Below are 26,259 nucleotides of genomic sequence, written 5' to 3' on the forward strand. Positions count from 1 at the left end.
GCCGGCCCGGCCGGCGGCTTACGGCAGCAGGTGGTTGCGGACGACGGTCCTGCCGTCCACGCTCACCGAGGCGTAGCCGTTGTGCTTGATGTCGTTGGCGGCGATCCGGCCCTCGAGGTCCAGGCGCAGCGTGTGCACATCGCTGAAGGCATCCGGCGGCGACAGCCGCACCCCGGTCCACGCGTAGCTTCCGTACACGCCCTCGAGCTGGGCCTTGAGCGATTCCTGCACGCCGGCAAGCGCGGCGGCGTCGACCTGCGACAGCGGGACCAGGTAATCGTCGAGGCGGAAATCGGCGGCATTGCCCGACACGCTGATCTCGATGTCGTGCGGTTCGGAGAACTGTCCGGTGTGCTGGTTCCAGCGCGTGCCGACCAGCTTCCGCGCATCGTCCGGGTTCTGGTAGTCGACCGTGCACACGGACATCGTGCCGTCCGCGTCGAAGCGCGAGTTGATCTCGGAGACCGGGACGTCGGGACCCAGGTGCGCGGCGATGGCGCGGAAGCACACGTCCGGGCCGTCGGCCAGGCTCGGCGCCCGGGCCGGCGCGGCGGCTTCGGGTGCAGCCGTGGCAGGGGGGGCGCCCGCGGTGCCGGGCGCCTGGGCATCGGCACCCGGCGACTTGTCGCCGCAGGCGGACAGGGCGAGGGAGAGGGTGGCCGCGAGGCCGAGATGGAACAGGGGGATCTTGCGCATGCTCATTCCTTTGAATGCCAGGGGGTGGATCGGCGCGCACTATAGACGTCGCCAAGGTTGCGCCGGCAACCGATGCTGCGCTGCGTCAGCAAACGCGCTAACGTTTTCCCGATGAACATCCCCGACGGCCCGCTGCGCGAACACCTTGAGTTCGCCGAAACCGATGCGCTGCTGCGCGACGACGTGCGTCGCCTCGGCACGCTGGTCGGCGAAGTCCTGGCCGAGCAGGGATCGCCGGCGCTGCTCGAAGAGGTCGAGAGGATCCGCCGCGCCGCGATCGCGCGCCGCGAGCAGGGCCTGCCGGTCGACGCGCTGGCCGGGGAGATGGCGCGCGTGCCGCTGGAGGACGCCGAACTCGTCGTGCGCGCGTTCTCCACCTACTTCAGCGCGATCAACGTCGCCGAGCGCGTGCACCGCATCCGCCGCCGCCGCGACTACGAACGCATCAGCGACCTGCCGCAGCCCGGCGGCTTCGAGGCGGTGCTGCGCGACCTGCGCGAGGACGGCGTGACCTTCGAGGAACTCGAGGCCACGCTGCCGCGGCTGTGGGTCGAGCCGGTGTTCACCGCGCATCCCACCGAGGCGGTGCGCCGCGTGCTGCTGGAGAAGGAGCGCGAGATCGTCGAGCGCCTGGTCGAGGACATCGACCGCGCGCGCACGCCGGTCGAGCGCCGCGTCGGCCTCGAACGGATCCGGCTCTCGCTCACCGCCGCCTGGCAGACCAGCGACACGCCGGCCGAGAAGCCCACCGTCGCCGACGAGGTCGAGCACGTCAGCTACTACCTCGCCACCGTGCTGTACCGGGTGGTGCCGGTGTACTACGAGGCCTTCGCCGACGCGGTCGAGGCGGTGTACGGGCGCCGCATCCAGCTGCCGCAGGTGCTGCGCTTCGGCACCTGGGTCGGCGGCGACATGGACGGCAACCCGAACGTCAACGCCGACACCATCCGCGCCGCGCTCCACGCGCAGCGCGCCCAGGCGATCGCCCAGTACCGGGCCGACCTGCGCGCGCTGAGCAACATGCTGACCCAGTCGCTGGGCCGGGTGGGGGTGGACCCGGCGGTGGTCGCGCGCACCGACGAGTACATCCGGCTGCTGCCCGAGGCCGGCGCCAGGCTGCGCCCGCGCCTGGCGGACATGCCCTACCGGCGGCTGCTGGACATGATGAAGGTGCGCCTGGCGCTGGCCGGGCAGGGCGATGCGAAGGGCTACGCGTCCGCGCGCGAGTTCATCTCCGACCTCGAGCTGATCGACGCCAGCCTCGCCGCCAACCGTGGCGAGCACGCGGGCCGCTTCGCCCTGCAGCGCGTGCTGTGGCGCGCGCGGACCTTCGGCTTCCACCTCGCCGCTCTCGACCTGCGCCAGGATTCGGCGGTGCACGACGCCGCGCTCGCCGCGCTGCTCGGCGACGAGGGCTGGAGCGCGCGCGAGGCCGGCGACCGCACCGCGCGGCTGCAGGCGCTGCTGGCGTCGCCGCCGGCCGCGCTGTCCGCCGCCGATGGCGTGCTCGCCTCGACGCTGGACGTGTTCCGCACCGTGCTCGACATGCGCCGCAGCCACGGCGTCGAGGCGATCGGCCTGTACATCATCAGCATGAGCCGCAGCGCCGCCGACGCGCTGGCGGTGCTGGCGCTCGCCCGCGTGGCCGGCTGCGTCGAGGACGGCGCGGTGCCGCTGGACATCACCCCGCTGTTCGAGACCGTCGACGACCTCGAGGCCGCGGCGGACGTGATGCGGTCGCTGTTCGAGGACCCCGTCTACCGCGCGCACCTGGCCGCGCGCGGCAACGAGCAGACGGTGATGCTCGGCTACTCGGACAGCGCCAAGGACGGCGGCCTGTTCGCCTCGCGCTGGGCGCTGCAGAGCACCCAGGTGGCGCTGACCGCGCTGGCCGACCGGTACGGCGTGCGGATCATGTTCTTCCACGGCCGCGGCGGGTCGGTCAGCCGCGGCGGCGGCAAGACCGAGCGCGCGATCATCGCCGCGCCGCGCGGGTCGGTGAACGGCTCGCTGCGGGTCACCGAGCAGGGCGAGGTGATCCACCGCAAGTACGGGATCCGCGCGCTGGCGCTGCGCAACCTCGAACAGACCACCGGCGCGGTGCTGCGCGCCACCCTGCGCCCGCGTCCCCGCGACGCGCGCGAGGTGCGCTGGAAGGAGATGACCCGGCACCTGGCCGAGGAATCGCGCCGGCACTACCGCGCGCTGGTCCACGACCATCCCGACTTCCCCGACTACTTCCGCGCCGCCACGCCGGTGGACGTGATCGAACGCCTGCAGATCGGCTCGCGCCCGTCGCGGCGGCGCGACGGCGGGATCGCCAACCTGCGCGCGATCCCGTGGGTGTTCGCCTGGTCGCAGAACCGCTCCGGGCTCACCGGCTGGTACGGCATCGGCCATGCGCTGCAGGCCGGCGTGCAGGCCTACGGCCAGGAGGCGATGTCGGAGATGGCCCGCGAGTGGCCGTTCTTCGCCGCCATGCTCGACGACGTCGAGATGCTGCTGGCCAAGTCCGACCTGGCGATCTTCGAGCGCTACTCGCAGCTGGCCGGCCCGCTGCACGACGTGTTCTACCCGCGCATCGCCGAGGAGTTTCTGCGCACCTGCGACGCGATCCTGCTGCTCAAGCAGCGCGACCGGATCCTGGCCGACGACTACCGGCTGCGGCTGTCGATCCGCCTGCGCAATCCCTACGTCGATCCGCTCAGCCTGCTGCAGGTGGACCTGCTGCGACGCTGGCGCGCCGGCGGCCGCGAGGACGACGACCTGCTCCGCGCCCTGGTCTCGACCGTCAACGGCATCTCGGCCGGCGTCCAGAACACCGGCTGAGCGTCCGCCGCCGCGCGCCCGGGACCGGCGGCGCGGAGCCGACGCGACCCCTGTGTCCCGGATGCGGCCTGCGGCCTTATCCGGGCTACGCCACTTGCCACGTAGCCCGGGTAAGCGCAGCGCACCCGGGACGCTGCGGCCTTGTCCGCGCGCCGCAACCGCTGCGCACGCGCCGGCCGGCCCGGGACTTCCGCGGCGCCGGCCTGTATACTGCCCCCCACTATATTGACGAGTGCCAGCGATGCCGCATTCGCCCGCCGAGAAGCGCAAGGTCCTGGCCCGCATCCGTCGCATCCGCGGCCAGTGCGAAGGCCTGGAGCGCGCGCTGGAGTCGGGCGCCGACTGCGGTCCGGTGCTGCAGCAGATCGCCGCCATCCGCGGCGCGGTGAACGGGCTGATGAGCGAGGTGCTCGAGTCGCACCTGCGCGAGCAGTTCGGGCACGCCGCGGCCAGCGACGCCGAGCGCGCCGCCCGCGTGGCGGAGATGACCGGGCTGATCCGCTCGTACCTCAAGTGAATCCCGGGCCGGCCGCCTCGCGCGGCGGCCGGCCCCCAACGTGCCCAGGAGCAGACCATGAAAACCCGTGCCGCCGTCGCGTTCGAACCCGGAAAGCCGCTGCAGATCGTCGAGCTCGACCTGGAGGGGCCGAGGAAGGGCGAGGTGCTGGTGAAGATCACCCACACCGCGCTGTGCCACACCGACGCCTTCACCCTGTCCGGCGAGGATCCCGAGGGCGTGTTCCCCTGCGTGCTGGGCCACGAGGGCGCGGGCGTCGTGGTCGAGGTCGGCGAGGGCGTGACCAGCGTGAAGCCGGGCGACCACGTGATCCCGCTCTATACCGCCGAGTGCGGCGAGTGCCTGTTCTGCAAGAGCGGCAAGACCAACCTGTGCGTGGCCGTGCGCGCGACCCAGGGCAAGGGCCTGATGCCCGACGGCACCACCCGCTTCAGCTACAACGGCCAGCCCGTCTATCACTACATGGGCTGCTCGACCTTCTCCGAGTACACCGTGGTCGCCGAGGTCTCGCTGGCGAAGGTGAACCCCGAAGCCAATCCCGAGCACACCTGCCTGCTCGGCTGCGGCGTGACCACCGGCATCGGCGCGGTGCACAACACGGCCAAGGTGCAGGAAGGCGATTCGGTGGCCGTGTTCGGACTCGGCGCCATCGGCCTGGCCGTGATCCAGGGCGCGAAGCAGGCCAGGGCCGGCCGCATCATCGCCATCGACACCAACCCCGCCAAGTTCGAACTGGCGCGGCGGATGGGCGCCACCGAGTGCGTCAACCCGAAGGACCACGACAAGCCGATCCAGCAGGTGATCGTGGAGATGACCGGCTGGGGCGTGGACCACAGCTTCGAGTGCATCGGCAACGTCGAGGTGATGCGCGCGGCGCTCGAATGCGCGCACCGCGGCTGGGGCCAGAGCGTGATCATCGGCGTGGCCGGCGCCGGCCAGGAGATCCGCACGCGGCCGTTCCAGCTGGTGACCGGACGCAAGTGGATGGGCACCGCCTTCGGCGGGGTGAAGGGCCGCAGCCAGCTGCCGGGCATGGTCGAGGACGCGATGGCGGGGAAGATCGAGCTCGCGCCCTTCGTCACCCACACCCTGCCGCTGGACCGGATCAACGAGGCCTTCGACCTGATGCACGAGGGCAAGTCGATCCGCACCGTCATCCACTACTGAGGTCGCGACATGGAACGGCTCGAACACCGCGCCTGCTTCGGCGGCTGGCAGGACGTGTACCGCCACCGCTCGGACGTGCTGGGCTGCGACATGACGGTGGGCGTGTACCTGCCGCCGCAGGCCGCGGGCGGCACCCGCCTGCCGGTGCTGTACTGGCTCTCCGGCCTGACCTGTACCGAGCAGAACTTCATCACCAAGGCCGGCGCGCAGCGCTACGCCGCCGAGCACGGGATCATCCTGGTGGCGCCCGACACCAGCCCGCGCGGCGACGACGTCCCCGACGCCGAGGGCTACGACCTGGGCAAGGGCGCCGGCTTCTACGTCAACGCCACGCAGGACCCGTGGGCGCGGCACTACCGCATGGACGACTACGTGGTGCGCGAACTGCCGGCCTGGGTCGAGGCGCACTTCCCCGCCAGCGACGCGCGCGCGATCAGCGGCCACTCGATGGGCGGGCACGGCGCGCTGGCGCTGGCGCTGCGCAATCCGGGCCGCTACCGCAGCGTGTCGGCGTTCGCGCCGATCGTCGCGCCCTCGCGGGTGCCGTGGGGCGAGAAGGCCTTTGGCGCCTACCTCGGTCCGGACCGCGAGGCGTGGAAGCGGTACGACGCCACCGAGCTGGTGGCGACGGCCACGGAGCGGCTGCCGCTGCTGGTCGACCAGGGGGGCGACGACGAGTTCCTCGACGGCCAGTTGCGCCCGCATCTGCTGCAGGCGGCCTGCGAGGCCGCCGGGCATCCGCTGGAGCTGCGCATCCACCCCGGTTACGACCACAGCTACTACTTCATCGCCAGCTTCATCGGCCGCCACATCGCCCACCACGCGGCCGCGCTGTCGGCCTGAGGCGCGGCCCGTCCGCGTCCCGGCCCGGGTGCGGACGGCCTCAACCCGGGCCCGCCCGCGCCGTTAAAGCCCCCATGAGGGCTCGGGGGGAGACGCCATGGCGATATCGCAGGAGCAGGCCGCGACCGGCCTGAGCCCGCTGCCGGACGCGCCGGTGGCGCTGATCCGGCTGGACGCGGAGGGCAGGGTGCTGGCGGTCAACCGGGCCGCGGTCGACCTGCTCGACCTCGGCGGCGCGCTCGCCGACCCCGGCGCGCTGGACAGCCGCTGCATCTGGGGCCTGTCCGCGGCCGACCTGCAGGGCGAGGAAGGCGTGTGGGTGGCCTCCGGCGCCGACCCCGCACGCCGGGTCTGCTACCAGCACGACCGCGACTGCGGCGGCTGGCTGCTGTCGCTGCCCGACGCCGAAACCGCCGCGCTCTGGCGCGAACGCGCCGCCCCGGTCGCCCCGCCCGCGTCCCTGCCCGCGCCCGCGCAGGCCGACGACGCCCAGCGGCTGCTGTCGCTGGTCGGCGATCGCCTGGCGGCCTGCGAACTCGACCTCGCGCTGGACCCCGAACTCGCCGCGCAGCCGCAGGCGCGGCGCCTGGCCGCAGGCTTCGGCAACCTCGCCGAGGCGATCCGCCAGGCCGTGGCGCTGTCGGTGCAGGTCGCGTCCGAGGTCCCGCACGTGGTGGCCGAGAACGACGAGATGGTGCGCCAGTCGCAGGCCCAGGTGGACGCCCTGGCCACGGTCGAGGAGGCCACCCGCGAACTGCTGGCCGGCCTCGACGGCATCGGCCACGACCTGCGCGCGGTCAACGAGGTCGCGGCCAGCGCCGACGACAGCGTGCGCGAAGGCACCGCCGCCGCGCGCGCCCTCGCCGCGGCGATGGCCGCGGTGCAGGAAAGCTCGGCGCGTGCCAACGAGGTCATCGAGGTGATCGACATGGTCGCCTTCCAGACCAATATCCTGTCGATCAACGCCAGCATCGAGGCCGCGCACGCCGGTCCCGCCGGGCGCGGCTTCGCCGTGGTCGCGAGCGAGATCCGGCGCCTGGCCGAGCGCGCCGCCGACGCCGCGCGCGACGTGCGCCGGATCATCGAGGAGAACGGCGTGGCGCTGGGCGAGGGCGCCGAGTCCGCGCGCCGCACCGAGGAGGTGCTCGGCGGCATCGGCAGCCTGCTCGGCCGCGCCAGCGCCGCGGTCGAAGCCGTGGCCCGCGGCGTCGAGCAGCAGGGCGAGGCCATCATCGGCATCGACCGCGCGGTGACCCGGGTGGCCGAGCTCGGCCGCAGCAACCTCGAGCACGCCGCGCGCGTGGCCGAGCGCAGCGAAGCGCTGGGCGCCGGCGCCGGCGAGCTGCGCGACTGCGTCGGCCTGTTCCGCCTGCCCGCCGATCCGCTGCGCGAGGCGCGCCACGCCCGCGTGTACGAACTGGCCAGCGAGACCGCGGGCAAGGTCGGGGCCGCGTTCGAACACGCGCTGGCGCAGGGCTGGATCGATGAGGACGCGCTGTTCTCGCGCGACTACACCCGGATCGAGGGCATCGAGCCGCCGCGCTACGAGACCGGCTTCGACGCCCTGTGCGACGAGCTGCTGCCGCCGCTGCAGGAGCCGGTGGCGACCGCGCACCCGTGGATCGTGTTCGCGATCTGCGCCAATCCCGACGGCTACGTGCCGACCCACAACGACCGCTTCCGCCAGCCGCTTACCGGCGACCCGAAGCGCGACCTGGTCGGCAACCGCACCAAGCGCATCTTCGACGACCGCGTCGGCCGCAGCGTGGGCGCGCACACCGACCGCTACCGCCTGCAGGTGTACCGCCGCGACACCGGGCAGATCATGTTCGACCTGTCGGTGCCAATCCACGTCGACGGCCGCCACTGGGGCGGGTTCCGCGTCGGCTATACCCTCGACTGAACGGCCGGTGGCCACGCCCCGCCCGGGCGTGGCGGCCGCATGTACCATCGGGCCGGCGCAGTCCATCGCGCGGACAGGGGGATTCGATGACAGGCAAGACCGACGGGCGCGCCTGCGCCTGGCTCCTCGCCCTGCTGGCGCTGGCCGCGGCCGGCGCGCCTGCGTACGGCGAGGCACCCGACGGGGCCGGCGCCGGGGCGCCGCAACGCAGCATCGCCAGCGCGCAGGAGTTCCTGCGCCAGGTGCTGCCCGGCAACCGCTACGTCTCCACGTTCATGGCCGGGCTGCTCGAGAAGGCGCGGCGCGAAGGCCTGCGCGGCAGCTTCGAACCGCTGCCGGCGATCGTCGACGCCAACCCGGTGGCCGAGTGCCGCTCGATGCTGCTGGCCGACATCGAGGGCACCGATTTCGTGGTGCGCGACCGCGCCACCGGCGACGGCGCGGTCAGCAACCTCGCCGACCTGGTCAACGATGGCCTGGTCGGCAGCCCGGACGGGTTCGACTTCGGCAGCATCCGCGCGCTGCACCGCGCCGGCCCGCGCGTGCACCTGCGCTTCGCCGGCGAGCAGCTCGATGCCGTGGTGCACATGGAGGGCGAGGAGATCGCCGGACGCGTGTACGAGGCCTTCGACTACCTGCGGCGTCGCTGCGACGCGGCGGCCGCGACCGGGTTCTGAGCCGCCCCGCCCGGCGGGGCGAGCGTGAAGTCGGCGATCGCGAAGCGCCCGTCGCGCAGCCGCCGCCCCGCCGGCGCCAGCGCCAGCGGGGCGTCGAACATCGGCCCGGCGTGGACGCAGGTGTGGAACTCGCCGTTCTCGCCGCAGGGGTCCACGCCGGCGGGGAGGGCGTCGAGCAGGTCCGCGTCGAACTCGCGGCCGGCGAAGTCGCCGTCGAGCTGGTCGGTGTCGACGCAGCTCAGCCGCGCGCGCAGGCCGCCGCGCAGCATCTCGCGCGCGAGCAGGGCGGTGTCGAGCCCGAACAGCGGCGTCTCCACCGTCCAGCCGATGCGCGCCATCTGGGCGACGCGCCACTCGCGGATGTCGGCCAGGAACAGGTCGCCGAACGCCACCGTGCGCAGTTCGGGCCAGCGCGTGGCCGCCGCCCGCAGCGCGTCGGCCATGGCCCCGACGTAGGCGTCGTTGCCGCTGCCGGCGCGCAGCGGCACCTCCAGCAGCGGCAGTCCGGCGGCGCGCGCCTGGGCGCGCAGCACCTCGCGCGCCACCTCCTGCAGGGTGGTGCGTCCGTCCTCGCGCCCCACCGTGCTCAGCAGGCCCACGACCTCGACCTCGCCCCGCTGCCGCAGCGCGTGCAGGGTCCAGGCCGCGTCCTTGCCGCCGCTCCAGGCCAGCAGCAGCGGTGTCCGTCCGGCGCTCACGCCGCCCGGCCCCGCGCCGGCCGCCGGGGTTTTGCATTCGTCCAATCCAGGCGCGGCATCGGCATGCGAGGGTGCTCGTCCATCCGCCCCTTATCCGCGAAGCGATGACCGCGATCAAGCCCGTGCTGGCCCTGCTGCTGCTGGTGCTGGGCCTGGCCGCGCCCGCCGCGGCGGCCGACCTGCCGCGGGTGCTGGTGCTCACCGGCAACGGGCCGACCCGCGAGCACGGCCAGCAGTACCCGCCCTGGGTGCACGAGTTCCAGAACGACGTGGTGGCCGAGGTGCTGGCCGACAGCGTGCAGGTCGACGTCAGCGACGACCTGTCCGTGCTCGACGACGCGACGCTCGCGCGTTACGACGTGCTGGTGTCCAACTCGCTGTTCCTCACCCCGGACGAGGCGCAGCTCCAGGCCCTGCGCCGCTTTGTCACCGGCGGCAAGGCGCTCATGACCCTGCACTGCGGCCTGCTGAGCTTCCTCAACGCGCCGTTCTACGAGGAGATGATGGGCGGGCTGTTCATCGGCGGCCCCGGCCACGGTGCCGGAGACCTTCGAGGTCGTACCGGGGAACCGCGAGTTCTGGTACTACGGCTACGCCTTCCGCCCCGACGCGCCGCATCCGGTCGCGACCGTGGTCGAGCCGTTCACGACCACCGACGAGCTCTACCACTTCCAGCCCAACGACCGGGCGATCGAGGTGATCGCGCGCGCCGAGAACCATCCGGTGATGTGGGAGCGCCCGTGGGGCGCGGGCCGGGTGATGAGCCTGACCCTGGGCCACGACCGCCGCGCCAAGGACAACCCTGGCTACCGCGCGCTGCTGCGCGCGGGCATCCGCTGGCTGGCGGGCTATCCGCTGGTGCGGCCGCTGCCGGGCGCGCGCCTGGACGGCAGCGAACCGGTCGTCGTGGACTTCCTGGACCTGGCGGACCACGCCCGCGTCCGCGGCGGCGCGCCGCTGACCTACGCGCTGGACGGCAACGACAACCCGGGCCTGGTCGAGGCCTCGGTCGCCGCCGACGGGACCGTGGCGCTGCGCCTGGGCGGGGGGTCGGGCAGCGCCCGCCTGCGATTCAGGATCACGGCGCCCGGCGGCCTCGCCACCACGGCCGAGGCGGTGGTGGACATCGACCGCGAACGCGGCGGCAACCTCGCCGGCTACCGCGGGGTGCGCGCCAGCGTGTCGTCGGCGGAGCCGCGTCGCGACGTGATGGATCCCGCGCACCTGGTCGACGGCGACCTGCGCACGCGCTGGAGCAGCGCCTGGGTCGACGAGGCCTGGGCCATGGTCGACCTCGGCCGGACCGACCGCATCTCGCGCGTGGTCCTGCACTGGGACGAGGCCTACTCGTCGGTGTACGAGCTGCAGGTGTCCGAGGACCCGGCCGCCGGCTGGCGCACCGTGCTGCGCGAGGACGCCGGCGACGGCGGCCGCGACGAACTCCGCTTCGCGCCCGTCCAGGCGCGCTGGCTGCGGGTGCTGGGGCTGCGCCGGGCCGATCCGCGCTGGGGCCATTCCCTCCACGAGATCGAGGTCTACAATCGCTGAAGCCTTCCGTGACCGGCGGTGCACGGTGCTTCCCCACGACGACCCGGCCACCCGCCTGGAGTACCGCGAGCTGTTGCCCGGCCCGCGGCTGCGGCCGTACGTGGCCTGCTACTGGATGCTGCGCTCGCCGGAGGCGATGCGGCTGCGCGACCGCACCTTCCCCGACGGCTGCCAGGAACTGATCTTCAACATCGGCGCCCGGGTGCTGCGCTGCGACGACGGTCGCCACTGGTCGCGCAACCCGCCGGCCGAGCTGGTCGGGCAGATGACCCGGCCCTACGACGTGCTCGCCGAGAGCGAGCAGCTGTACTTCGGCGTCAAGTTCCATCCGCACGGCTTCGCCGTGTTCACCCGCGAACCGGTGGACAGCCTGCGCGACCAGTCGATCGACCTGCGCCTGCTGTTCGGTCCCGGCTTCGACGCGGTCCACGAGCGCGTGGCGACGGCGCGCGATTTCGGGGTGTTCGTCGCCGCGATGGAAGCCTGGCTGGGCGGCCTGCTGTGCGAACGGCGTGCCCAGGCCCGGGCGTTCCGCGCCGTGGAGCACGTGGTGCGCGCGTTGTTCGCCCACCCCGACGGCAGTGCGCTCGACCGGGCCATCGCCGAGGCCGGGGTGGGCCTTCGCCGGCTGCAGGGCGCGTTCCGCGAGACCACCGGTCTCAGCCCGCGCCAGCTGCGCGGGATGGTGCGGTTCCAGTCGTGCTTCGGCGGGCTGCAGGCGGGCGTGCCGTACGCGCAGCTGGCGCTGGCCTGCGGCTACTACGACCAGGCCCACTTCAACCGCGAGTTCCGCCACTACGCCGGCATGTCGCCCTCGCAGTGGAAGCGCAGCGGCGCGCCGCTCAACCGCTGGTTCCTCGATCCGTCCAGCCGCGCCTGGCTGTGCGGCGCGGGCGCGCCGGCCTGAGCGCCGTCTTCAGCGCACGTCGCGCAGTTCCCACGCGCTGCCGGCCAGCAGGCGCATGCGGTGCTTGAACACGGAACCGGGGATCGAGGTGTTCGCCACCAGCTCGATGTGCAGGTCGGACTGCGCGCCCTCGACCGTCGCCGACGGATCGGTGGCGCCGAGCGCCGGATCGACCGCGTCCGGGTCTTCCTGCGCGGCGCGCCAGCGCTGGAACAGCGCGTCGCCGCGCAGTGCCTCCTGCAGTTCGCCCGCCAGGCCGTCCGCGCCCTGGGAGCGGAACGCGAACTCGCCGGCGGCGCGGGCACGTTCCGGGTCGGGCAGGCGGATCAGGTAACGGGGCATGGTCGTGCTCGGGAGCGGGGATGGGCCACCAGCCTGGCAGCCGGGTCGTGGACGTGCCGTCGAGCCTCAGCCGAACGCGTGGTCGGGCGCGGCGAAGCCGACGCACACCGCGCCGCTGCCGACATTGACCATGCCGGTCAGGCTCATGATGCTCTCGAAGACCTCGACGCCGCGGTCGGCGCAGGCGCTGCGCAGCGCCTCGTAGCCCGGCATCGCGCGCATCTCGGACAGGTCGCCGCCGTAGCACAGGCACACGGTCGGGGTGAGCAGCCCGGCCTCGACGCGGCGCGCGGCGAACTCGAACATCGCCCGCACCGCCGGGTCGAAGCCGCGGATCTTGGCCACCGGCCCGGTTTCGCCGCGGTTGCAGGCCAGCACCGGCTTGATGTCGAGGGCGGTGCCGAGCGCGGCGCTGAACAGGCCCACGCTGCGGTCGCCCTTGTGGCGGGCGCGGTTGCGGATGTAGTAGAGGTCGCGCGGCACCAGGTAGCCCCAGGTCTGCACCGCCAGTTCCTCGAGCCGCTGCCGGATCCGGCCCGGCTCGTCGCCGGCCGCGCGCAGCCGGATCGCCTCGACCGGCAGCACGCCCTGGGCCGAGAACAGGTTGCGGGTATCGACCACGCGCAGCGCGAACGGGGTGTTGTGGCCCGCGGCCGCGCGGATCGGGCGGTACTCGTTGAGGATCGCGTAGCTGGCCTGGGTGGCGTGGTCGAAGATCGGGCTGCGGGTGCTGGTGACCGTGATGCAGAACACGTGGTCGTAGTCGACCACGAGCTTCTTCAGGAACAGGTCGCGGATCTGCTCGACGCTGAACGGGATGGTCTCGGCGCTGGCCCCGCGCTCGGCGATGTGCGAGCGCAGGTAGGCCAGGGTCTCGGCCTCGTCGCGGTAGTCGACGCGCAGCTCGTCGCCGATCCGGACCGAGATCGGCAGGATCTCCACCTGGTGTTCGCGGAGGTAATCGACCGGCAGGTCGCAGGTCGAGTCGACGACGATTCCGATGCGCATGGCGCCACTCCTTCGCGGGCCGGCCACCGGGGCCGGCCCCTGCATGCGGCCGCGCCGGCGGCCGGCCCGCGCCCGCGCGGGACGCGGGCGGCGGCGCTCAGTCTACGCGCGCCGGGTAGGCGCGGGGCAGGGCGCCCGATTCAGGTTGCGGCGCGGGGCGCAGGTAGCGGTCGCGCAGGTCGGTCTGGCGCGAACGCATCGGGATCGCGCGTCCGCCCAGCCACACCTGGCGCGCGGTGTGGGCCACGTCGAGCGGATCGCCGCTCCACAGCACCAGGTCGGCCGACTGTCCCACGGCAATGGTGCCGATCCGGTCGGACACGCCGAACGCCTGCGCCGGCACCCGGGTCAGGCCCGCGAGCGCCGCGTCCCAGGGCAGGCCGTTGGCCACCGCGTTGCCGGCCAGCTGGCGCACCTTGCGCGCATTGTGCGCCGCGTCGTCGGACTGGCTGAAGCCGACTTCGACGCCGGCCGCGTGCAGGCGCGCCGCGTTCTCGAGCGTGGCGCCGAGGCGGTCGAAGTCGCCCGGCAGGTTGGCGAGGGTGTCGACGAACACCGGCACGCCCGCGCGCGCCAGCTCGGGCGCCAGCTTCCAGGCCTCGGCGCCGCCGGCGATCGCGATCTTCAGCTTGTGCTTCTGCGCCCAGCGCAGCAGCTGGCGGATGTCCGCGGCGCGGTCCACCGCCACCACCACCCGGCCGCCGCCGTCGAGGTAGCGGGCGAGCGTGGCGCGGCCGGCGGGGGTGAGCAGGGCGAAGTGCGAATCGGCCGGGATGCGGCCGCGGACCTCGTCCACCAGCTGGTCGAGCAGCATCCACTGGCCGGCGCGCGACGAGCCGCTGAGGCCCGAGGCGCGCGCGCCCAGCGACACGAACAGCACCTTCGGCCCGATCGGGTCCGGGCTGCCGTCCAGGCGCACCGTCGCGCCCTGGCCGCCGATGATCGAACCGCCCGCGGTGGTGCCGGCGTTGAGCAGGGTGAAGCCGATGCCTTCCACGCGCGCCACCGGCAGCAGGATCGATTCGGGGTTGTAGGCGAGGGTGACGTCGAACTCGGGGCGGACGGTGATGTCCTTGGCGTTCTGGCCGAGCGCGAGCGCGCCGTCGCGGGTCGAGGCCTCGCCCGAGACCTCCTCGATGCCGATCGTGGTGATGCCGCCGAAGAAGGCCGGCGTCAGCGGCTGGCCCTGCGCGTCGACCACCTGCGCCGACCCGGCCGACAGGCCGGTGCCGATCGCGGCGATGCGGCCGCCCTGCACCAGCACGTCGGTGTCCTGCAGGGTGCCGCGCGCGGTGGCGGTGTGCACGGTGGCGTTGCGGATCAGCACGTCCTGGGCGGCGGCCGACAGCGGCAGCAGCGCGGCGAGCAGCAGCGCGGCGCGGCGCAATGCGGGGCGGCGGCTCATCGCACACCTCCCTGCGCGGTCGGCTGGCCGAGCATGAAGTCGGTCACCGGCTGGCGCGACGGGTCGTGGCGGTCGTAGAGCTGGGCGCCGTCGATCCAGACCTTCTCGGCCTGGGCGTAGACGCTGAACGGGTTGCCGTTCCACAGCACCACGTCGGCCATCTTGCCCGGCTCCAGGGTGCCGGTGACGTCGCCCACGCCGAGCGCGCGGGCCGCGTTGCGGGTGAGCCAGGTGATCGCGTGCTCGGGCGCGATCTCGATCCCCACCCGGCGCGCGTTCGCGATCACCTTGGCCGCCTCCTGGTTGAGCCGCTGGATGCCTTCCTCCGAATCCGAATGCACGATCGCGCAGCCGCCCGGCGCGCGGTCGACGATGGCGAGGTTCTCCTGGATGCCGTCGAAGGCCTCCATCTTGAAGCCCCACCAGTCGGCCCACAGGGCGCCGCAGATCCGCTCGCGGGCGAGGCGGTCGGCGATCTTGTAGGCCTCGACGCCGTGGTGGAAGGCGGCGATGCGGAAGCCGAACTCGCGCGAGAGGTCGATCATCTGCGCCATTTCGTCGGCGCGGTAGCAGTGGATGTGGACGAGGATGTCGCCGTCCATCGCTGCGGCGAGGGTCTCGAGCTTGAGGTCGCGCCTGGTCGAGGCGTCCTTCTCGCGCTTGCGCGCGTAGTCCTGGGCCTCGATGAACGCGGCGCGGTAGCCGGCGAGGTTGCCCATGCGCGTGGAGGGGCCGCCCTTCTGGCCGTACACGCGCTTGGGGTTCTCGCCGCAGGCCATCTTCAGGCCGTGCGGCGCGCCCGGGAACTTCATGTCCTGGACCGTGGTGGCGGCCACGTTCTTGAGCGTCACCCCGCGCCCGCCGACCAGGTTGGCCGAGCCGGGCAGGATCTGCAGCGAGGTGATGCCGCCGGCCAGGGCCGCGCCGAAGCCCGGGTCCTGCGGCCACACCGAATGTTCGGCCCAGACCTGGGAGGTGACCGGCGCGGTCGCCTCGTTGCCGTCGCTGTGGGCGCTGGCGCCCGGGCTCGGATACACGCCCAGGTGCGAGTGCACGTCGATCAGGCCGGGGGTCACCCACTTGCCGGTACCGTCCACGCGCACCGCGTCGGCGCCCGCGGCCAGGCCGGTGCCGACCGCGGCGACCTTGCCGCCCTCGAGCAGCACGTCGGCGTGCTCGAGCCGGCGGCCGTCGCCGGTGAGCACGGTGGCGCCGGTGATCAGCACCGGCGGCGCCGCGATCGGACGGTAGGTGCTGGTGAAGGCCGTGGCGGCCTCGCCGGACGGGGCGGCGGGCGCGTCGGCGCGTCCGCCGGTGCCGGTGCTGGCGCACCCGGCGAACAGGACCGCGCACAGCGCGGCGGTGAGTGGTCGAAGCATGTTGGCCTCCCGGGGCATCCGGGCGACGTTAGCCGGTCGCCGCCGGGCCGGCCAGCCGCCAAAGGTCATGGTCGTGCCAGAATGCGGCGACGGAGGCGTGATGAAGGACAAACACGAGATCGTCGCCAACTGGCTGCCCCGTTACACCGGGGTGCCGCTGGACCAGTTCGGCAAGTACGTGCTGTTGACCAATTTCTGCGGCTACCTTGGACATTTCGCGCGCCTGGCCGGCGCCACGGTCGTCGGCGCCGACCGGCCGATGCCCAGCGCCACCGCCGACGGCATCACCATGATCAACTTCGGCATGGGCAGCCCCAACGCCGCCACGGTCATGGACCTGCTGTCGGCGATCGAGCCGGCCGCGATGCTGTTCCTCGGCAAGTGCGGCGGGCTCAAGCGCAAGAACCGGCTCGGCGACCTGGTGCTGCCGATCGCCGCGATCCGCGGCGAGGGCACCTCCAACGATTACCTGCCGCCGGAAGTGCCGGCGCTGCCGGCCTTCGCCCTGCAGCGCGCGGTCTCGACCATGATCCGCGACCTCGGCCACGACTACTGGACCGGCACCGTCTACACCACCAACCGCCGGGTCTGGGAGCACGACGACGCGTTCAAGGCGCGGCTGCGGGCGATGCGCTGCATGGCCATCGACATGGAGACCGCGACCCTGTTCGCGGCCGGCTTCGCCAACCGCATCCCGTCCGGCGCGCTGCTGCTGGTGAGCGACCAGCCGATGGTGCCCGAGGGGGTGAAGACCGACGTCTCCGACGCGAAGGTCAGCGCCGAGTTCGTCGAGCGCCATATCCAGATCGGGATCGAGGCGCTGCGGCTGATCCGGCGCCGCGGCAAGTCGGTGCGGCACCTGCGCTTCGACGAGTAGCGCCGTCGCCCGCCGGCGGGGGCGTATGCTGGCCGCCGGTGACGCGCGAGGAGGCGCCATGGCGATCGGCATCCGTCGGAACAGCCGCCGCTGCGGCCAGGGGGCGTTCGAGGTCGACCTCGCCCCTGCGGGCGGCGGCCAGTGCCAGTGCACGATCGGCCGCAGGGCCCGTACCCGGCCGGCGTGGGGGTCGCCGGAAGCGGCGAGGGCGATCCCGTGAGCGCGCGCGACGCGTCCCCCGGGGCGGTGGTCGGGTTCTGGCGCGAGGCCGGCTACGCCAGCTGGTTCAACGGCGGCGAGCATTTCGACGCGCTGTGCCGCGAGCGCTTCGCCGAGGCGCACTTCGCCGCCGCGCGGCGCGAATGCGAGCACTGGATGGGCAGTGCGCAGGGCGCGCTGGCGCTGCTCATCCTGCTCGACCAGATCCCGCGCAACATCTTCCGCGGCAGCGGCCACGCCTTCGCCACCGACCCGCTGGCGCTGCACTACGCGCGGCGCATGGTGGACGCGGGCCTGGACCAGGCCATCGACGCGGAATTGCGCGCCTTCGCCTACCTGCCGTTCGAGCATTCGGAGGACCTCGCCGACCAGCACCGCTCGGTCGCGCTGTTCGACGCGCTCGGCAACGCGGGCTACGCCCGCTACGCGCGGGCGCACCTGGAGGTGATCGAACGCTTCGGCCGCTTCCCGCACCGCAACCGCGCGCTGGGCCGCGACAGCACGCCGGAGGAGCAGGCCTGGCTCGACGCCGGCGGCGGCTTCTGACTGCCGGTCGCCCGCAGGAGCGGCTTCAGCCGCGACCCGGCCATCCGGCCCTCGCGGAATGACCGCAAGCCTGCGCCAGTCTGGTCGCGGCTGAAGCCGCTCCTGCGGGATTGCGCGGGGTCGTGGCTCAGTACTTCGGGATCGACGGATCCACCGTCTCCGACCAGGCCTGGATCCCGCCCTCGACGTTGTAGACGTTGCTGAAGCCCAGCGCGCGGAACTCCTGCGCCGCCTGGCCCGAGCGGCCGCCGCCATGGCACAGGAACGCCAGCGCGGTGTCCTTCGGCAGCGCCTCGATCGCGCCGCGACCCTCGTCGAAGGTGCGGAACGGCACCGGCACCGCGGCGATCGCGCGTTCCTCCGGCGGACGCACGTCCACCAGCACCAGTTCGCCGCGACGCACGCGCGCGTCGGCCTCGGCGGGGCTGATGCCCTGGACCGGCTTCGGGGCGTTCGGGTTCTCGATCACCAGCCCGCGGCCGCGGATGTCGTCGGCGAAATCGATGGTCATGCCGTCGGCGCGGCGCGCGCCGGCGAGGTCGAACTGCACCCGCACCCCGTCCACGTCCACCGCGATCGCGTCCGGGTCGACGGGGCCGAGGTTGAGCCGGGTGCGGAAGTTGCGGTCGATGTCGACCAGCAGCGCGACTTCGCCGCCGGCGTCCTCGATCGCCTGGCGGATCATCTTCAGCGCCGCCGGCGTGATCGTCACCGACGGCGGCGTGCGGTCGGGCGGCGGCAGGCCAAGCGCGGCGTGCAGTTCGCCGGCGTTGAGCATCTGGGCGATGATGTCGCTGCCGCCGACGAGCTCGCCGTCGATGTACAGCTGCGGGATCGTCGGCCAGTCGCCGTAGACCTTGATGCCCTCGCGGATCTCCGGGTCGGCCAGCACGTCCACGTGCGCGTACTCGGCGCCGATCGCGTCGAGCGCCGACACCGCGCGGGCCGAGAAACCGCACTGCGGCATGGACGGCACGCCCTTCATGAACAGCACGGCGCGGTTGGCCTTGAGCAGGGCGTCGATGCGGGCGCGCACGGCGGGGTCGAGGGACATGGCGGCGATCCTTGGAGCGGGCCGACCATGGTAGCGCGAAGCCGTCTTCGCGGCCTGAAACGCGGTGTTGCGGGGCCGCGGGTGGCATGATCCAGGTCATGGAACCGTTGCATCGCCCGCCCCGCCGCCCGCACGCCTGGCTGCCGCTGCTGCTGGCCTCGCAGGCGCTGGTGGCGCTGGCGTGGTGGCAGTGGGGCTGGGGCGTCGGCCTTGCGCTGATGCTGGCCAGCCACGCCGTGGCCTGGTGGGGCGTGCTGGCGCCGAACTCGGCGCTGTACGGCCCGGTGCTCACCCGGCTGCCCGCGCGGGTGCCGACGGTCTGGCTGACGATCGACGACGGCCCGTCGGACGACACCGCCGCGATCCTCGACCTGCTCGACGCGCACGACGCGCGCGCCACGTTCTTCCTGGTCGGCGAGCGCGCCGCCGCGCGCCCGGAGCTGGTGCGCGCGATCGTGGCGCGCGGGCACGGCATCGGCAACCACAGCAGGACCCATCCCCAGGCCCGGTTCTGGGCGCTGGGGCCGAGGCGGATGCGCGAGGAGATCGCCGGCGCCCAGCGCCAGCTCGCGGCCATCGCCGGCCGGGCGCCGCGGTGGTTCCGCGCGGTGGTCGGCCACGCCAATCCCTTCGTGCACGCGCCGCTGCGCGACCTCGGCCTGGCGCGCGTGGCGTGGAGCGCGCGCGGCTTCGACGCGGTGCACGGCGACGTGGACAGGGTGCTGGCGCGGATCGGCCGCGACCTGGCGCCGGGCGCGATCGTGCTGCTGCACGAGGGCGCCGCGCACGGGCGCTGCGTGGAGATCATCGCCGGCGTGCTGCGGCGGCTGGAGGAACAGGGTCTGCGGGCCGTGCTGCCGGACGGGGACGGGCCCGTGCCCGGCGCGGGCATCGCGCCGGCGACGCGCGCCTGAGGCTCAGCCCGGACGCCTGGCCACCACCATCCAGTTGTTGAACGGGGTGTTGCCGAACCACGGCGCGATGTCCACGTCGAGGCCGGCCGCATCGAAGCGCGCGCGCAGTTCGTCGCCGGTGGGGTAGTGCCGCGGCCGGTCCGGCATCCAGCCGGTGAGCGCGGCGAAGCGGTCGCCGGCGCGCGTGCGCCGGATCCGCGCGCCGCCATCGTCGAGCGCGGCGCGCATCACCAGCAGCCCGCCCGGCGCCAGCATCGCGATCGCCGCGTCGAGCAGCGCCGCCTGCTGGTCGCGGGTGAGGAACTGGAGCACGTCGAGGATCGCCACGCTGCCGTGGTGCGCCGGCCAGCCCGCGCCCAGGTCCATGACCTCGAAGCGCACGCCTTCGAGCCCGGCGCGTCCGGCGATGCGGCGCGCGCGCTCGATCTTCGGCGCGTCGATGTCCACGCCCAGGTAGGGCATGGCCTGGCCGTCGCGGCGCAGCGCGTGCGCCAGCAGGCCGAGCCCGCAGCCCAGGTCGATCAGCGGCGCGGCGTGCCCGCGCAGCAGGTCGAGCACGCCCGGGTACAGCGGGTCGGTGCGCAGCTTCGACAGCGCGTAGTAGTAGTGGTAGCGGTTGCCGAGCGGGCGCTCGGGCAGGAAGGCGCGGGCGATGCCCCGGGCGGCTTCCGCATCCATGGGCCGCGGGACGGACCGGTTCATGGCCGCGACAGTAGCCCACGCGCGACCGGAAGCGCCAGCTGCGCCCAGGCCGTGTACATCGCCGCGGAGGGATGCAGGCCGTCGTCGGCCAGCATCGCGGGCTTCGCGCCGTGGGCGCGGCTGTGCGCGGTCACATCGACGAAGGCGACGCCGCGGCCGTCGCAGGTGTCCCGCGCGACGGCGTTGAAGGCGTCGAGCTCGCGCGCGACCTGGTCCAGGTCGCGCCCGGACTGGCGCGCGAACGGGGTCACGCCCCAGTCGGGGATCGACAGCACCAGCACCCGGTCCGCGCGCCCGCCGGCGAACCCGGTCGCGCGTTCGAGCAGGCCGGCGAACTGCTCGCGGTACTCCTCCAGAGGCCGGCCGCGGTACTGGTTGTTGACCCCGATGAGCAGGCTCACCAGCGCGAACGGCCCCATCGGCGCGGCGGCCTCGATGCCGGCCCGCAGTTCGTCGGTGGTCCAGCCGGTGGTGGCGACGATCTGCGGATCCTCGAGCGCGAGCCCTTCCCCGCGCAGCGCGCGCGCCAGCAGCACCGGCCAGCGGCCGGCCGGATCGACGCCCTCGCCGATGGTGTAGCTGTCGCCCAGCGCCAGGAAGCGCCGGGTGGGGCCGGCGTCGCCGGTCACGCGGCCGGTCGCGCCTTCTTCTTCAGCGGCACGACCCTGGTGTGCGCCTGGGCGCGCCGCTCGAGCACGCGCTCGATGCGCGCGAACACCTCGCGCACCACGTCCGGCTGCGGCAGCAGGGTCACGCGGAAGTGGTTGCGGTAGGGCACGTTGAAGCTGGTGCCGGGCACGATCAGCACGTGTTCGGTTTCCAGCAGTTCCAGGGCGAAGGCGTGGTCGTCGAAGCCCTCGGCCGCCGCGCCGACCACGCCCGGGAAGGCGTAGAGCGCGCCCGCCGGCGCCGTCAGCGACAGGTGCGGGCTGGCCTCGCAGGCCTCGACCACCGCGCGCCGGGTCTCGTACAGGCGGCCGCCCGGGCTGCACAGCGGGGTGATGGTGTCGGTCCCGTCGAGCGCGGCCGCGATCGCAAACTGGCCGGGCACGTTCGAGCACAGGCGCAGCGCGCCGAGCAGGTCCATGGCGTGGCAGAACTCGGTGCTGCGCTTCGGGTCGCCCGACAGCACCGCCCAGCCCACGCGCCAGCCGCAGGCGCGGTGCACCTTGGACAGGCCGCCGAACGACAGGCACGGCGCGTCGCCGGCGATCGGCGCCACCGGCACGAACGCGTTGCCGTCGTAGAGGATGCTGTCGTAGATCTCGTCGCACAGCAGCAGCAGGTTGTGGCGGCTGGCGATGGCGGCGATGCGCTCGAGCAGCTCGCGCGGATAGTTGGCGCCGGTCGGGTTGTTCGGGTTGATCAGCACGATCGCGCGCGTGCGCGCCGACACCAGCGCCTCGATCTCCACCGGGTCGGGCAGGAAGCCGTTCTCCGCGTGGCACTGGTAGAACACGGGGCGGCCCTCGTTGAGGATCGTCGCCGCCGACCACAGCGGGTAGTCGGGCGAGGGCACGAGCACCTCGTCGCCGGGGTTGAGCAGGGCGCGCAGCGAGATGTCGATCAGCTCGCTCACGCCGTTGCCGACGAACACCCGCTCGGGCGAGGCGTACGGCGTGCCGCGGGCGACGTGGTGGGCGGCGATCGCCTCGCGCGCCTCGGGCAGGCCCTGCTGGTGGGTGTAGGGATCGGTGCGGTGGATGTGGTCGGCGATCGCCCGCTGCAGGTGCTCGGGCGCGCGGAAGCCGAACGCGCCGGGGTTGCCGATGTTGAGCTTGATCAGCTGCCGGCCCCGGGTCTCGAGCTCGCGGGCCCGCCGGGCCAGCTCGCCGCGGATCTCGTAGCGGACTTCGGACAGGCGTTGGCGGACGGGCAGGCTGGGAGCGGACATCGGCGTGGCGGGGCAGGGGCGGCGGATGGCCGCGGAAAGGGCTGATCATACGCCTGTCCCGGGCCTCCACGGCCTGCGCGGCGGCGGCCCCGGGACAGGGCCTAGAATCGCTCCATGCAAACGCCGTGCACGAACGCTTGAATCCCGACTTCGACGCCCTGCGCGGCATCGGCTGGCCCTGGCCGGGCGCGCCCGGCCCCGGGCCCTGGGCCGAGCTGATGGCCGCGCATCCGCGGGCCCGTCCCGCGCGCGTGGTCGAACAGCATCGCGCCGGTTACGTGGTTGCCGATGCAACCGAGCCGGCCGCGAGCGTCGAATCGCCGCCGCAGTGGCAGCGTCCGCCGGGCTACCGCCGCGGCAAGGTGGCGCCCGGGGAGCGCGCGGTGGTCGGCGACTGGGTGCTGGTCGAGGACGGGCGCATCGTCGCCCTGCTGCCCCGGCGCAACGCGCTCAAGCGCGCCGCCGCCGGCGAGCACTACCGCCAGCAGCTGATCGCCGCCAACGTCGATGTCGCCATCATCGCCTGCGGGCTCGACGGCGACTTCAATCCGCGCCGGATCGAGCGCTACCTGCTGCTGGCCCGGGCCGAGGACGTGCGGCCGGTGGTGGTGCTGACCAAGGCCGACCTGCCCGGCGCCGATCCCGATGCCGCGCGCGCCGCGCTGGCCGACGTGCTCGGCGGCGACGTGCCGGTGCTGGCGGTCAACGCACGCGACCCGGCGACCGCGCAGGCGCTGGCGCCGTGGCTCGGGCCGGGCGTGACCGCGGTGCTGGTCGGCTCGTCCGGCGCCGGCAAGTCCACCCTCACCAACACCCTGCTCGGCCATGAGCGGATGAAGACCGGCGCGGTGCGCGGGCGCGACGCGCGCGGGCGCCACACCACCACCCACCGCGCCCTGATCCCGCTGCCCTCGGGCGCGTGCCTGATCGACACCCCGGGCATGCGCGAACTCAAGCCGACCGGCGAGGAAGACCTGGGCGACGGCTTCGCCGACATCGAGGCCCTGGCCGCCGGCTGCCGCTTCCGCGACTGCCGCCACCAGGCCGAACCGGGCTGCGCGGTGCGCGCCGCGGTCGAGGCCGGCGAACTGGACCCGGGGCGGCTGGCGAACTACCACAAGCTGCGCGGCGAAGTCGCCGGCGCCGCCGACCGGCTCGCCTCGCGGCTGGGGCACAGGCCCGGTGCGCGCGGGCCCGGCCGGGGGCCGGCGCGGCGCTGAGCGGACCCGCGGGGCCCGGCGCACGCACCGGCCGCGCTCGCGCCCGTGCCGCCGGGCGATGACATCCGCGCCGACATTGCCCAGCATGGCGGGGCCCAGGCCGACAGGACGCGCGGATGACCGATCCCATCGCCCACCACGCCGCGCTCGACGCGCGCATGGTCCGCGCCGCGCGCGAGCTGCGGGTGCTGTCGCTGGCCAGCTGGCCGGCCGCGGTGCAGGAGCGCTTCCTCGCGGACTACGCGCGCGGCCGGGCCCGGCTGCCGGCCCACGCATACCCGCGCCGCGACTTCGGCCCCCAGCGGCGCGAACTCGAGGCGATCGCCGCCGAGGCCGACCCGGGCCACCCGCTCGGGGCCTACCTGGTGGAGTCGGCGCGCGACTGGGACCTGGCCGCGCGCATGCTCGAGGCGCTGGGCACGCGCGAGGCCGGCGCGCTGTCGGTGATGCTCTACGGCCATCCGCGCGACCCGCTGCCCGGCGGCGGGCCGAGCGCGCGCGAGGCCGCGGCGCACTTCATCGGCATCGCCGACGAGCTCGACCGCGAACTGGTCGCGCCCGAGGAGCAGGTGAAGATCTCCGCGACCGCGCTCCAGCTGCAGCTGCAGAACCAGCTCGACGCCTTCTTCGGCGGGCGCGTGGTGGCGGTCGAACTCGACCCCGACCTGATCGCCAAGGCCGCCGCCGGCGCGTTCCGGATCCGCCTGCGCGGCGGCGCGGCCTTCAGCGACTACGACCAGGCCCAGCTGCTGCACCACGAGGCGCTGGTGCATTCGCTCACCGCGCTCAATGGCCGCGAGCAGCAGGTCCTGCCGAGCCTGGCCATGTCCTCGCCGCGGGTCACCGCGACCCAGGAGGGCCTGGCGGTGCTGGCCGAGCAGATCACCGGCAGCCTCGACATCGAGCGCATGAAGCGGGTCAGCCTGCGCACCGAGGCGATCGCGATGGCGCTGGAGGGCGCCGACTTCCTGCAGGTGTTCCGGCACTTCATGGACGCCGGCCAGGACGCGGCCGAGAGTTTCTCCTCGGCCCAGCGCGTGTTCCGCGGCGTGCCGGTGGAGGGCGGCACGGCATTCGCCAAGGACACCGTGTACCTGCGCGGCCTGGTCGAGGTGCACACCTTCTTCCGCCACGCCCTGCGCGAAGGCCGCCTGCGCCAGTGCCGGCGCCTGTTCGCGGGCAAGATGACCCTGCACGACGTGGAACGCTTCGAGCCGCTGTTCGAGGCCGGGGTGCTGGCCCCGCCGCGCTGGCTGCCGCCGTGGACGGCGCGCGCGAACGGGCTGGCCGGCCTGCTCGCGTTCTCGCTGTTCGCCAACCGCATCCGCCTCGACCGGCTCTCCGACGGCGGGGCCTGACGCACGCGCGGCACCGCCGCTACAGTGCGCCGCAGCCCACGAGGATCCGCATCCGATGCCCGCCCCGTCGTCCGTCGCCGCCCCGGCCGTGCCGCGCCTACCCTGGTACCGGCAGCTGTACGTGCAGGTGCTGCTGGCGATCGCGGCCGGCGCCCTGCTCGGCCATTTCCATCCGGCGCTGGCCGAGCAGTTCAAGCCGCTCGGCGACGGCTTCATCAAGCTGGTCAAGATGATCATCGCGCCGGTGGTCTTCCTCACCATCGCCACCGGCATCGCCGGCATGCCGCAGCTGCGCACGGTGGGCCGGGTGTTCGGCAAGGCGATGGCCTACTTCCTGTTCTTCTCCACCCTGGCGCTGGTGGTGGGCCTGCTGGTGGCGCACGTGGTGCGGCCGGGCGCGGGCATGGACATCGATCCGGCGACGCTGGACGCCCCCGCGATCCAGGGCTACGTGCAGAAGTCGCACGAGATGACCCTGGTCGGGTTCCTGCTCGACGTGATCCCCGACACCCTGCTGGGCGCCTTCACCGGCGGCAACATCCTGCAGGTGCTGTTCGTGGCGGTGCTGTTCGGCATCGCCCTGGCGCTGACCGGCGAGCGCGGACGCCCAGTGCAGGCGCTGCTGGAGGCGCTGACCGCGCCGGTGTTCCGGCTGGTGCACCTGCTGATGAAGGCCGCGCCGGTCGGCGCGTTCGGCGCGATCGCCTTCACCATCGGCAAGTTCGGCCTGGCCTCGCTGGCCAACCTGGCCTGGCTGGTCGGCACCTTCTACCTGACCTCGCTGCTGTTCGTGCTGGTGGTGCTGGGCGCGGTGTGCCGGCTGTGCGGGTTCTCGATCCTGAAGCTGGCCCGCTACCTGCGCGCGGAGCTGCTGCTGGTGCTGGGCACCTCCTCCTCGGAGTCGGCGCTGCCCTCGCTGATGGAGAAGATGGAGCGCGCCGGCTGCGGCAAGTCGGTGGTCGGGCTGGTGGTGCCCACCGGCTATTCGTTCAACCTCGACGGCACCAACATCTACATGACCCTGGCTGCCCTGTTCATCGCCCAGGCCACCAACACCGAGCTCACCGCCTGGCAGCAGCTGACCCTGCTGCTGGTGGCGATGGTCAGCTCCAAGGGCGCGGCCGGGGTGACCGGCGCGGGCTTCATCACCCTGGCGGCGACGCTGTCGGTGGTGCCGACCATCCCGGTGGCGGGCATGGCGCTGGTGCTGGGCGTCGACCGCTTCATGAGCGAATGCCGCTCGCTCACCAACTTCATGGGCAACGCGGTGGCCAGCGTGGTGGTCGCGCGCTGGGAGAACGCGCTCGACCGCGCGGCGCTGGAGGCAGCGCTGTCGGAAGGTTCGATGCCGCTCGCCGCCGCGCCGGACCCGGCGGCCGGCCGCGGCGACCCGCGCGCCCTGGACACCGACTGACCCGCGCCGGCGCCGGCGCGCCGCGGCGGGCGCCTCGGCATCCGGGTGCGTGCCGTCCGCGTCGCGTCGCGGCCCGCGGCCCGCCGCGCCGCCGCCGCGGGCCTGCCCGCGTCGTGCCGCAATCGGCGGCCCGGCTGCTCCG

The 26,259-nt window shown here is 73.6% G+C and carries 25 protein-coding genes; 14 read left to right on the top strand and 11 right to left on the bottom strand.

Features of this window, described 5'->3' with window-relative positions:
• Positions 1-18: 18 nt before the first annotated feature.
• A complete protein-coding gene (locus LUTJ29_RS16780; protein ID WP_144774315.1) occupies positions 19-696 on the bottom strand; it encodes a hypothetical protein in 678 nt (225 codons plus the stop codon).
• Positions 697-807: 111 nt separating this feature from the next.
• Here LUTJ29_RS16780 and ppc point away from each other — a divergent pair, with 111 nt between their 5' ends.
• From ppc to LUTJ29_RS0108350, 6 genes are all read left to right on the top strand, one after another.
• Entirely contained in the window at positions 808-3,525 is a 2,718-nt protein-coding gene (gene ppc / locus LUTJ29_RS0108325) for a phosphoenolpyruvate carboxylase (RefSeq protein ID WP_043740877.1), read from the top strand.
• A 241-nt stretch (positions 3,526-3,766) separates the two neighbouring features.
• Positions 3,767-4,042: a metal/formaldehyde-sensitive transcriptional repressor gene (locus LUTJ29_RS0108330; RefSeq protein ID WP_027072121.1), complete on the top strand. Its 276-nt coding sequence runs from the start codon at positions 3,767-3,769 to the stop codon at positions 4,040-4,042.
• Positions 4,043-4,099: 57 nt separating this feature from the next.
• Positions 4,100-5,209 (top strand): S-(hydroxymethyl)glutathione dehydrogenase/class III alcohol dehydrogenase, encoded by a 1,110-nt coding sequence (locus LUTJ29_RS0108335; protein WP_027072122.1) that lies wholly within the window; start codon positions 4,100-4,102, stop codon positions 5,207-5,209.
• A 9-nt stretch (positions 5,210-5,218) separates the two neighbouring features.
• Positions 5,219-6,052, top strand: coding sequence for an S-formylglutathione hydrolase (gene fghA / locus LUTJ29_RS0108340; RefSeq protein ID WP_027072123.1), 834 nt, complete (start codon positions 5,219-5,221; stop codon positions 6,050-6,052).
• Positions 6,053-6,149: 97 nt separating this feature from the next.
• Positions 6,150-7,955, top strand: coding sequence for a methyl-accepting chemotaxis protein (locus LUTJ29_RS0108345; RefSeq protein ID WP_027072124.1), 1,806 nt, complete (start codon positions 6,150-6,152; stop codon positions 7,953-7,955).
• Positions 7,956-8,041: 86 nt separating this feature from the next.
• Positions 8,042-8,632 (top strand): hypothetical protein, encoded by a 591-nt coding sequence (locus LUTJ29_RS0108350; protein WP_051322846.1) that lies wholly within the window; start codon positions 8,042-8,044, stop codon positions 8,630-8,632.
• Here LUTJ29_RS0108350 and LUTJ29_RS16785 read toward each other — a convergent pair.
• Positions 8,587-9,330, bottom strand: coding sequence for an ATP-binding protein (locus tag LUTJ29_RS16785; protein WP_051322847.1), 744 nt, complete (start codon positions 9,328-9,330; stop codon positions 8,587-8,589). The two genes, LUTJ29_RS0108350 and LUTJ29_RS16785, sit on opposite strands and share 46 nt — an antisense overlap.
• On the bottom strand, positions 9,327-9,866 hold the full coding sequence (locus LUTJ29_RS19105; RefSeq protein WP_027072126.1) for a hypothetical protein: 540 nt from the start codon (positions 9,864-9,866) through the stop codon (positions 9,327-9,329). The genes LUTJ29_RS16785 and LUTJ29_RS19105 overlap by 4 nt, the downstream gene beginning before the upstream one ends.
• Position 9,867: 1 nt before the next feature.
• Here LUTJ29_RS19105 and LUTJ29_RS19110 point away from each other — a divergent pair, with 1 nt between their 5' ends.
• The gene (locus LUTJ29_RS19110) at positions 9,868-10,878 is read left to right on the top strand and encodes a discoidin domain-containing protein (protein WP_027072127.1); all 1,011 of its coding nucleotides are present in this window, start codon (positions 9,868-9,870) and stop codon (positions 10,876-10,878) included.
• A gap of 25 nt (positions 10,879-10,903) precedes the next feature.
• Positions 10,904-11,785, top strand: coding sequence for a helix-turn-helix domain-containing protein (locus LUTJ29_RS0108370; protein WP_027072128.1), 882 nt, complete (start codon positions 10,904-10,906; stop codon positions 11,783-11,785).
• 9 nt (positions 11,786-11,794) lie between these two features.
• On the opposite strand, the gene LUTJ29_RS0108375 is transcribed toward LUTJ29_RS0108370, so the two are convergent.
• The 4 genes from LUTJ29_RS0108375 to LUTJ29_RS0108390 form a co-directional block, all read right to left on the bottom strand.
• Positions 11,795-12,127, bottom strand: a complete 333-nt coding sequence (locus LUTJ29_RS0108375; RefSeq protein WP_027072129.1) for a hypothetical protein — start codon at positions 12,125-12,127, stop codon at positions 11,795-11,797.
• A gap of 66 nt (positions 12,128-12,193) precedes the next feature.
• On the bottom strand, positions 12,194-13,135 hold the full coding sequence (locus tag LUTJ29_RS0108380; RefSeq protein ID WP_027072130.1) for a DegV family protein: 942 nt from the start codon (positions 13,133-13,135) through the stop codon (positions 12,194-12,196).
• Between the two features lie 97 nt (positions 13,136-13,232).
• On the bottom strand, positions 13,233-14,540 hold the full coding sequence (locus tag LUTJ29_RS0108385) for an amidohydrolase family protein (protein ID WP_027072131.1): 1,308 nt from the start codon (positions 14,538-14,540) through the stop codon (positions 13,233-13,235).
• The gene (locus tag LUTJ29_RS0108390) at positions 14,537-15,937 is read right to left on the bottom strand and encodes an amidohydrolase family protein (protein ID WP_232221177.1); all 1,401 of its coding nucleotides are present in this window, start codon (positions 15,935-15,937) and stop codon (positions 14,537-14,539) included. The genes LUTJ29_RS0108385 and LUTJ29_RS0108390 overlap by 4 nt, the downstream gene beginning before the upstream one ends.
• 82 nt (positions 15,938-16,019) lie before the next feature.
• Between LUTJ29_RS0108390 and LUTJ29_RS0108395 the strand changes: the two genes are divergently transcribed.
• Positions 16,020-16,796, top strand: coding sequence for an AMP nucleosidase (locus LUTJ29_RS0108395; RefSeq protein WP_027072133.1), 777 nt, complete (start codon positions 16,020-16,022; stop codon positions 16,794-16,796).
• Between the two features lie 216 nt (positions 16,797-17,012).
• Entirely contained in the window at positions 17,013-17,561 is a 549-nt protein-coding gene (locus LUTJ29_RS0108405; RefSeq protein WP_027072135.1) for a DUF924 family protein, read from the top strand.
• Positions 17,562-17,688: 127 nt separating this feature from the next.
• On the opposite strand, the gene grxD is transcribed toward LUTJ29_RS0108405, so the two are convergent.
• The gene (grxD, locus tag LUTJ29_RS0108410; RefSeq protein WP_027072136.1) at positions 17,689-18,615 is read right to left on the bottom strand and encodes a Grx4 family monothiol glutaredoxin; all 927 of its coding nucleotides are present in this window, start codon (positions 18,613-18,615) and stop codon (positions 17,689-17,691) included.
• Between the two features lie 98 nt (positions 18,616-18,713).
• Between grxD and LUTJ29_RS16790 the strand changes: the two genes are divergently transcribed.
• On the top strand, positions 18,714-19,529 hold the full coding sequence (locus tag LUTJ29_RS16790; RefSeq protein ID WP_232221178.1) for a polysaccharide deacetylase family protein: 816 nt from the start codon (positions 18,714-18,716) through the stop codon (positions 19,527-19,529).
• A 3-nt stretch (positions 19,530-19,532) separates the two neighbouring features.
• Here the strand turns inward: LUTJ29_RS16790 and LUTJ29_RS0108420 are convergent, their stop codons facing one another.
• Genes LUTJ29_RS0108420 through LUTJ29_RS0108430 form a run of 3 tightly spaced genes read right to left on the bottom strand, consistent with a single transcriptional unit; the run spans position 19,533 to position 22,125 of the window.
• Positions 19,533-20,231, bottom strand: coding sequence for a class I SAM-dependent methyltransferase (locus LUTJ29_RS0108420; RefSeq protein ID WP_144774319.1), 699 nt, complete (start codon positions 20,229-20,231; stop codon positions 19,533-19,535).
• Positions 20,228-20,860 carry an SGNH/GDSL hydrolase family protein gene (locus LUTJ29_RS0108425; protein WP_027072138.1) on the bottom strand — a complete coding sequence of 211 codons (633 nt, stop codon included), beginning with the start codon at positions 20,858-20,860 and terminating at the stop codon, positions 20,228-20,230. The genes LUTJ29_RS0108420 and LUTJ29_RS0108425 overlap by 4 nt, the downstream gene beginning before the upstream one ends.
• Positions 20,857-22,125: an aminotransferase class I/II-fold pyridoxal phosphate-dependent enzyme gene (locus tag LUTJ29_RS0108430; protein WP_027072139.1), complete on the bottom strand. Its 1,269-nt coding sequence runs from the start codon at positions 22,123-22,125 to the stop codon at positions 20,857-20,859. The genes LUTJ29_RS0108425 and LUTJ29_RS0108430 overlap by 4 nt, the downstream gene beginning before the upstream one ends.
• 125 nt (positions 22,126-22,250) lie before the next feature.
• Between LUTJ29_RS0108430 and rsgA the strand changes: the two genes are divergently transcribed.
• From rsgA to LUTJ29_RS16795, 3 genes are all read left to right on the top strand, one after another.
• Positions 22,251-23,345, top strand: a complete 1,095-nt coding sequence (rsgA, locus tag LUTJ29_RS0108435; RefSeq protein ID WP_232221179.1) for a ribosome small subunit-dependent GTPase A — start codon at positions 22,251-22,253, stop codon at positions 23,343-23,345.
• Between the two features lie 116 nt (positions 23,346-23,461).
• Entirely contained in the window at positions 23,462-24,703 is a 1,242-nt protein-coding gene (locus tag LUTJ29_RS0108440; protein ID WP_027072141.1) for a flavohemoglobin expression-modulating QEGLA motif protein, read from the top strand.
• Positions 24,704-24,758: 55 nt separating this feature from the next.
• The gene (locus LUTJ29_RS16795; protein WP_043740880.1) at positions 24,759-26,117 is read left to right on the top strand and encodes a dicarboxylate/amino acid:cation symporter; all 1,359 of its coding nucleotides are present in this window, start codon (positions 24,759-24,761) and stop codon (positions 26,115-26,117) included.
• Positions 26,118-26,259 lie beyond the last annotated feature (142 nt).

The sequence above is a fragment of the Luteimonas sp. J29 genome (genome assembly GCF_000472505.1).
Taxonomy (GTDB): Bacteria; Pseudomonadota; Gammaproteobacteria; order Xanthomonadales; family Xanthomonadaceae; genus Luteimonas.

What these genes read in the sequence shown, in the direction of transcription:
- fghA (WP_027072123.1), top strand. Translation starts at nt 5,219, where the DNA reads ATGGAACGGCTCGAACACCGCGCCTGCTTCGGCGGCTGGCAGGACGTG.
- LUTJ29_RS0108380 (WP_027072130.1), bottom strand. Translation starts at nt 13,135, where the DNA reads ATGCGCATCGGAATCGTCGTCGACTCGACCTGCGACCTGCCGGTCGAT.
- LUTJ29_RS0108385 (WP_027072131.1), bottom strand. Translation starts at nt 14,540, where the DNA reads ATGAGCCGCCGCCCCGCATTGCGCCGCGCCGCGCTGCTGCTCGCCGCG.
- LUTJ29_RS0108440 (WP_027072141.1), top strand. Translation starts at nt 23,462, where the DNA reads ATGACCGATCCCATCGCCCACCACGCCGCGCTCGACGCGCGCATGGTC.
- LUTJ29_RS0108330 (WP_027072121.1), top strand. Translation starts at nt 3,767, where the DNA reads ATGCCGCATTCGCCCGCCGAGAAGCGCAAGGTCCTGGCCCGCATCCGT.
- LUTJ29_RS0108345 (WP_027072124.1), top strand. Translation starts at nt 6,150, where the DNA reads ATGGCGATATCGCAGGAGCAGGCCGCGACCGGCCTGAGCCCGCTGCCG.
- LUTJ29_RS0108375 (WP_027072129.1), bottom strand. Translation starts at nt 12,127, where the DNA reads ATGCCCCGTTACCTGATCCGCCTGCCCGACCCGGAACGTGCCCGCGCC.
- LUTJ29_RS0108350 (WP_051322846.1), top strand. Translation starts at nt 8,042, where the DNA reads ATGACAGGCAAGACCGACGGGCGCGCCTGCGCCTGGCTCCTCGCCCTG.
- LUTJ29_RS16795 (WP_043740880.1), top strand. Translation starts at nt 24,759, where the DNA reads ATGCCCGCCCCGTCGTCCGTCGCCGCCCCGGCCGTGCCGCGCCTACCC.
- LUTJ29_RS0108395 (WP_027072133.1), top strand. Translation starts at nt 16,020, where the DNA reads ATGAAGGACAAACACGAGATCGTCGCCAACTGGCTGCCCCGTTACACC.
- LUTJ29_RS0108420 (WP_144774319.1), bottom strand. Translation starts at nt 20,231, where the DNA reads ATGAACCGGTCCGTCCCGCGGCCCATGGATGCGGAAGCCGCCCGGGGC.
- LUTJ29_RS0108335 (WP_027072122.1), top strand. Translation starts at nt 4,100, where the DNA reads ATGAAAACCCGTGCCGCCGTCGCGTTCGAACCCGGAAAGCCGCTGCAG.
- ppc (WP_043740877.1), top strand. Translation starts at nt 808, where the DNA reads ATGAACATCCCCGACGGCCCGCTGCGCGAACACCTTGAGTTCGCCGAA.
- LUTJ29_RS0108430 (WP_027072139.1), bottom strand. Translation starts at nt 22,125, where the DNA reads ATGTCCGCTCCCAGCCTGCCCGTCCGCCAACGCCTGTCCGAAGTCCGC.
- LUTJ29_RS16780 (WP_144774315.1), bottom strand. Translation starts at nt 696, where the DNA reads ATGCGCAAGATCCCCCTGTTCCATCTCGGCCTCGCGGCCACCCTCTCC.
- LUTJ29_RS0108390 (WP_232221177.1), bottom strand. Translation starts at nt 15,937, where the DNA reads ATGCCCCGGGAGGCCAACATGCTTCGACCACTCACCGCCGCGCTGTGC.
- grxD (WP_027072136.1), bottom strand. Translation starts at nt 18,615, where the DNA reads ATGTCCCTCGACCCCGCCGTGCGCGCCCGCATCGACGCCCTGCTCAAG.
- LUTJ29_RS16790 (WP_232221178.1), top strand. Translation starts at nt 18,714, where the DNA reads ATGGAACCGTTGCATCGCCCGCCCCGCCGCCCGCACGCCTGGCTGCCG.